This is a genomic window from Microbacterium sp. B24, assembly GCF_000333415.1.
Taxonomy (GTDB): domain Bacteria; phylum Actinomycetota; class Actinomycetes; order Actinomycetales; family Microbacteriaceae; genus Microbacterium.
Genome location: NZ_BADB01000097.1, coordinates 1 through 5,575, shown reverse-complemented (window position 1 = coordinate 5,575; position 5,575 = coordinate 1). Strand labels below are relative to the sequence as shown.

Genomic DNA, 5,575 nt, shown 5'->3' with positions numbered 1-5,575 from the left:
GAGGCGAGGTAGACATCGCGCGTCGGCGCGTAGCCCTCCGCGGCGAGTTCCTCCACCGCCTCCATGATCGCCACGAGGGCGCCCTTGTCGTCGATGGCGCCGCGTGCGTGGATCTCGGCATCGACACCTTCACCGACCACCTCGGCCCCGAACGGCGGGTGGTCCCATTCCTCGTCGACGACGGGGACGACGTCCATGTGGGCCATGAGCACGAGCGGATCCGCCGCGCTCTGCCGGCCGGACCAGCGGAACAGCAGGGAGTAGCCGTCGACGACCTCACGCTCGAGAGCGGCATGCGCGGTCGGATACAGACGCGCCAGCGTGTCGATGAAGCGCGTGAACGCATCCGCGTCCACGAGGCTCTCGTCCGCGTGCGAGACGGTCGGAATCTGCAGCAGCTCACGGAATCGGGCGATCGACGCCTCGGTGTCGGCACTCACGGCTCGAGCCTACGCGCGCGCGGCTAGGCTCGTCGCATGACCGACAACGCCCCCGGCACGAGTGTGCCGACCGCGCCCATCCGCTGGGGAATCCTCGCCACGGGCGGCATCGCCCACGCCTTCACGAAGGACCTGCGGACGGCGGGGCTCACCGTCACCGCCGTCGGATCGCGCCGCCCGGAGTCGGCGCGTGCGTTCGCCGCCGCGTACGACATCCCTCACGCGCACGGGTCGTACGAAGAGCTCGTCGCCGACCCCGACGTCGACATCGTGTACGTCGCTTCCCCGCACAGTCATCACCGAGAGCACGCGATCCTCGCCCTGGAGGCCGGCAAGCACGTTCTCATCGAGAAGGCCGTGACCCTGGATGCCGACGAGGCCATCGCGATCCGTGACATCGCCGCGGGGCGCGGGCTGTTGGCGATGGAGGCGATGTGGACCCGGTACCTGCCGCACATGATCCGCATCCGCGAACTCATCGCCGACGGCGCCCTGGGCGAGCTGCGCACGGTCATCGCCGACCACACGCAGTCGCTGCCCACCGATCCGGCGCATCGGCTGAACGCTCTCGGACTGGGCGGCGGTGCCCTCTTGGACCTCGGCATCTACCCCGTCTCCTTCGCGTGGGACGTGCTCGGACCGATGACCGACATCCGCGCGGTGGGCCGCCTCGGCGACACCGGAGCCGACACCGAGGTCGCGATCGCCGCCGTCCACGCGGGCGGTGCCATCTCGTCGATCGCGACGAGCTCGCGCGCCGCCGGTCCGAACACCGCCCACGTGATCGGCACGAACGCCCGGATTGACATCGATCGCGTCTGGTACGAGCCCACCTCCTTCCGGGTCACCGCGACCGACGGCACCCTGATCGAGGAGTACCGCAGCGAGGTCGACGGCCGCGGCATGCAGTTCCAGGCCCTCGCCGCCGAGCGCCTGCTGCGCTCCGGTCGCACCGACAGCGACCTGCTGCCGTTCGCGGAGTCGATCGCGATCATGCACGCGCTCGACGACGTGCGGGGCCGGCTCGGCGTGACCTACCCGAAGGAGCGCTGACATGATCGAGCTGCAGGGCAACCGCGTCGCCGTCTACCTCGACTTCGACAACATCGTCATGAGTTGGTACGACCGCGTGCATGGGCGCAACTCCTACGCCGCCGACCGCCGGAGATCATCGCCGACCCCGATGCCCCCGAGATCGCCCAGCGCCTGAAGGAGGCCACGATCGATGTCGGGGCGATCATCGACTACGCGGCGTCCTTCGGCACTCTCGTGCTCACGCGTGCCTACGCCGACTGGTCGTCGCCGGTCAACGCGTTGTACCGTTCGCAGCTGGTCGCGCGCGCCGTCGACCTCGTGCAGCTGTTCCCCGCGGCGGCCTACGCGAAGAACGGTGCCGACATCCGTCTGGCCGTCGACACCGTCGAGGACATGTTCCGCCTGCCCGACCTCACCCACGTCGTGATCGTCGCCGGCGACAGCGACTACGTGCCGCTCGCGCAGCGGTGCAAGCGTCTGGGTCGCGTCGTGGTGGGTGTCGGCGTGGCCGGCTCGACGGCCAAGTCGCTCGCGGCCGCATGCGATCAGTTCGACTCGTACGATTCGCTGCCCGGAGTGGTGCTGCCGGCGTCCGCCGCGACCCAGAAGAAGGCGGATGCCGCCGCCACGGCGGGCCCGTCATCGTCGCGTCGACGCAAGAAGACCGAGGACCCGACGGCGGAGCTTCTGCGGCGTGCCCTGCGCCTGGAGCAGGAGCGCACCGACGACGAGTGGGTGCACCTCTCGGCGGTGAAGAACCTGCTCAAGCGCATGGATCCGTCCTTCAGCGAGAAGGCCCTCGGCCACCGGTCCTTCTCCGACTTCGTCAAGGCCTACCCCGGCGTCGCCGACATCGACGAGACGACGAACATCGTGCGCGTGCGTCCGCACTCCAGCGACGACGGCGCGGCCGACGGGAGCTGATGCCCGTCGGCCGCGCCGCAACCGCCCTCAGGCGGCGAGCGGGATCACGCCCACCAGCACGCCGACGGCGAGCATCGCCAATGAGACCAGCGCGGCCCGCCACAGCACCTTCTTGTGGTGATCGCCGAGATTGACGTTCGCCAGCGACACCAGCAGCAGGATCGCGGGAACGAGCGGGCTCTGCAGATGGACGGGCTGCCCGGTGATGGAGGCGCGTGCCATCTCGACGGGCGCGATGCCGAAGTGCGAGGCGCTTTCGGCCAGCACCGGCAGGATGCCGAAGTAGAACGCATCGTTCGACATGAAGAACGTGAACGGGATCGACAGCACGCCCGTGATGACCGCAAGGAAGGGGCCCATCTCGGCGGGGATCACCGCGGTGATCCACGACGCCATCGCCGTCACCATCCCGGTGCCGTTGAGGACGCCGACCAGCACACCCGCGGCGAGGACCATCGATACGACCCCGACGATCGAGGGCGCGTGGGCGACGATCTCGTCGGCCTGGCCTTTGAGCTTCGGGAAGTTGACGATCAGCGCGATCGCCGCACCGACCATGAAGACGAACGCCAGCGGGAACAGGTCGAGCACCAGCAGCACCATGACGACGACGGTCAGCGCGAGGTTGAACCAGATCAGACGCGGGCGCAGCGTGGGCCGATTCGGGTCGAGCATGGTGTCGGCCATGGCGGTGTCGGCGGCATCCACCAGCGCGGTGGCGGCGACCGCACCGCGGGCTCCCCGCACGGTGACGATGTTGCCGGTGCGCAGCGTCGCGGCAGCACCGGGCTTCGGCTCGGCGCCGCGGAACAGTCGGGGCGCGCCGAAGATGCCGTCGCCGCGGGTCGACTCGATGCGGGTGGTGTCGATCGACCCGGCGAGACGGCGACGCTCGCCGAGCCCGAGGAACCAGGCGAAGCCCAACGAGATCACCAGACCCGTCGCGAGCGACGGGAGCATGGGCACGAAGATGTCCGTCGGCTGCAGCGAAAGGGCGGATGCCGCGCGCACGGTGGGACCGCCCCACGGCACGATGTTGAGCGTGCCGTTCATGAGTCCGGCGACACACGTGAGCACCACGGGGCTCATGCCGAGACGCAGATAGATCGGCAGCATCGCCGAGGTCGTGATGATGAACGTCGTCGAGCCGTCACCGTCCAGCGACACCGCACCGGCGAGCAGCGCGGTGCCCAGCACCACCTTCGCGGGGTCGTCGCCGAGCACGCGGGTGATCAGACGGATGAGCGGGTCGAACAGGCCGACGTCGATCATGATCCCGAAGTACATGATCGCGAACATGAGCAGGGCGGCGGTGGGTGCCATGGACTTGATCGCGTCGATGACCATGTCGCCCAGACCGAAGCCGGCGCCGGCGAACAGGCCGAAGATCGTCGGCACCACGATCAAGGCGACCATGGGGGTCAGTCGGCGCGTCATGATCAGCGCCATGAACGTGAGCACCATCGTGAACCCGAGCACGACCAGCACGCCGTCCGACGGCGTGAACGCCAGGTCGTAGCCCTCATCGGCCGCGGCCGCGAGTGACGTGAGAACAGGGGGCATCTCGACTCCTTCGTCTGCGGTCGACGCGCCTCGTCGACCGGATTCCGCGACTCTAGGGATCTCGCCCCGCCCGCGCGCGCTATCTCTCATTGCGTGGACTTCTGCGCGCAACGCGAGTTCAGCGCATTATGCTCACCAGATGAGGTTCGCGACGCGGGTGATGCTCGTGCAACTGACCACGGTGATCGCGGTCGTCGCCGTGTGCGTTCTCGTCTTTGTCCTTCTGGGCGTCCAGCAGCTGCGGGCAGCGGCCGAGACCTCCGCGCTGAACATCGCCCGCACGATCGCCGTCGACCCGCAGGTGCGCGCCGAGGTCACCGAGATCAGCGCCGATCCCGGCACACCCCGCGGCGCGGATCTGTCGGGCGGTCCGCTGCAGGAACTGGCCGCCGATGTCACCGCGCACACCGGCACCCTCTTCGTCGTGATCACCGACGACCACGGCATCCGTCTGGCGCATCCCGATCCCGCGCTGCTCGGCCGGCCCGTCAGCACCGACTTCCGCGAGGTGCTCGCCGGCAACGAGGTCGTGACATGGCAGCAGGGCACGCTCGGCGTCTCGGCGCGTGCGAAGGTGCCCATCTGGCCCCCGGGCGCCGACGGCACCCACCCCGCGGGTGCCGCCCCGGTCGGCGAGGTGAGCGTGGGCTTCGAACCCTCCAGCGTGTTCGACGACCTGCCGGCGCTGCTCGGCGGCATCGCCGCAGCGGCCGGCGCCGGCGTGCTGCTGGCAGCGATCGCCGCGATCGTGCTGCGACGACGGTGGGAGCGGCTCACGCTGGGTCTGCAGCCGGAAGAGCTCGTCGCCCTGGTGCAGAACCAGGCCGCCGTCCTCGACGGCGTCGGCGACGGGGTCGTGGCGCTGGACGACCGCGGCGTCGTGCGCCTCTGCAACGATGCGGCGCGGCGGATGCTGCAACTCGGCGACCCCTCGGGCACGACGTTGGAGCAGCTGGGCGTCGCCCCCGCGATCGTCACCGCGGCTCGAGACGGCACCGCGAGTGAGGCGGTGGTCGTGGGCGACCGGGTGCTCTATGCCGACGCGCAGCCCGTGCGTCACGCCGGGCGGAACCTCGGCACCGTGCTGATCGTCCGCGATCGCACGGACGTCGCTGCGCTCAGCGAACGGCTGGACACCGTGCGGGCCATGACCGGGGCACTGCGTGTGCAGCGGCATGAGTTCGCGAACCGCCTTCACGTCGCCGTCGGCATGCTCGACGCCGACCGCCCGGGCGAGGCTCGCGAGTTCCTCGGCGAGCAGCTGCATCGCGGGCCCGTCGACTACCCGGTCGAGAACATCGATCGCATCGGCGACGGCCTCCTGCACGCCCTCATCGGCGCGCACGGTCTCGAGGCGGGAGAGCGCGGCGTACGGGTCTCCGTCGACCCGGAGTCGCTGCTGTTGGCGCACCTGGTCGAGGTGGAGGATGTGGCCGCCGTGCTCGGCAACCTCGTCGACAACGCGATCCGAGCCGCTGTCGAAGGGCCTGCGCCGCGCCGCGTCGAGATCGGATGCTTCGGCGACGGGCACGATCTGGTCCTCACCGTCGCCGACTCCGGCGCCGGTGGGACGCCGGTGGACTCTAGAGGATNCCCCGGGACCGAGCTCGAAT

General features: G+C 69.9%; 4 protein-coding genes and 1 pseudogene. 3 read left to right on the top strand and 2 right to left on the bottom strand.

Annotated elements, in window-relative coordinates; translation table 11 throughout:
• A partial coding sequence (locus I5I_RS02190) for a M20/M25/M40 family metallo-hydrolase (protein ID WP_036315966.1) occupies positions 1-440 on the bottom strand: 440 nt, incomplete at its 3' end.
• A 36-nt stretch (positions 441-476) separates the two neighbouring features.
• Here I5I_RS02190 and I5I_RS02185 point away from each other — a divergent pair.
• On the top strand, positions 477-1,493 hold the full coding sequence (locus tag I5I_RS02185; protein WP_036315964.1) for a Gfo/Idh/MocA family protein: 1,017 nt from the start codon (positions 477-479) through the stop codon (positions 1,491-1,493).
• 1 nt (position 1,494) lies between these two features.
• A pseudogene (locus I5I_RS02180) lies at positions 1,495-2,399 on the top strand (NYN domain-containing protein).
• Positions 2,400-2,426: 27 nt separating this feature from the next.
• Here the strand turns inward: I5I_RS02180 and I5I_RS02175 are convergent.
• Positions 2,427-3,962: a CitMHS family transporter gene (locus tag I5I_RS02175; protein WP_036315962.1), complete on the bottom strand. Its 1,536-nt coding sequence runs from the start codon at positions 3,960-3,962 to the stop codon at positions 2,427-2,429.
• 139 nt (positions 3,963-4,101) lie between these two features.
• On the opposite strand from I5I_RS02175, the gene I5I_RS02170 reads away from it, so the two are divergent.
• Positions 4,102-5,575 (top strand): sensor histidine kinase (locus I5I_RS02170; RefSeq protein WP_239639993.1); only part of this gene is annotated, 1,474 nt, incomplete at its 3' end.

Excerpts from the sequence above, each read along its gene's own strand:
- I5I_RS02185 (WP_036315964.1), top strand. The coding sequence starts at position 477 with ATGACCGACAACGCCCCCGGCACGAGTGTGCCGACCGCGCCCATCCGC.
- I5I_RS02175 (WP_036315962.1), bottom strand. The coding sequence starts at position 3,962 with ATGCCCCCTGTTCTCACGTCACTCGCGGCCGCGGCCGATGAGGGCTAC.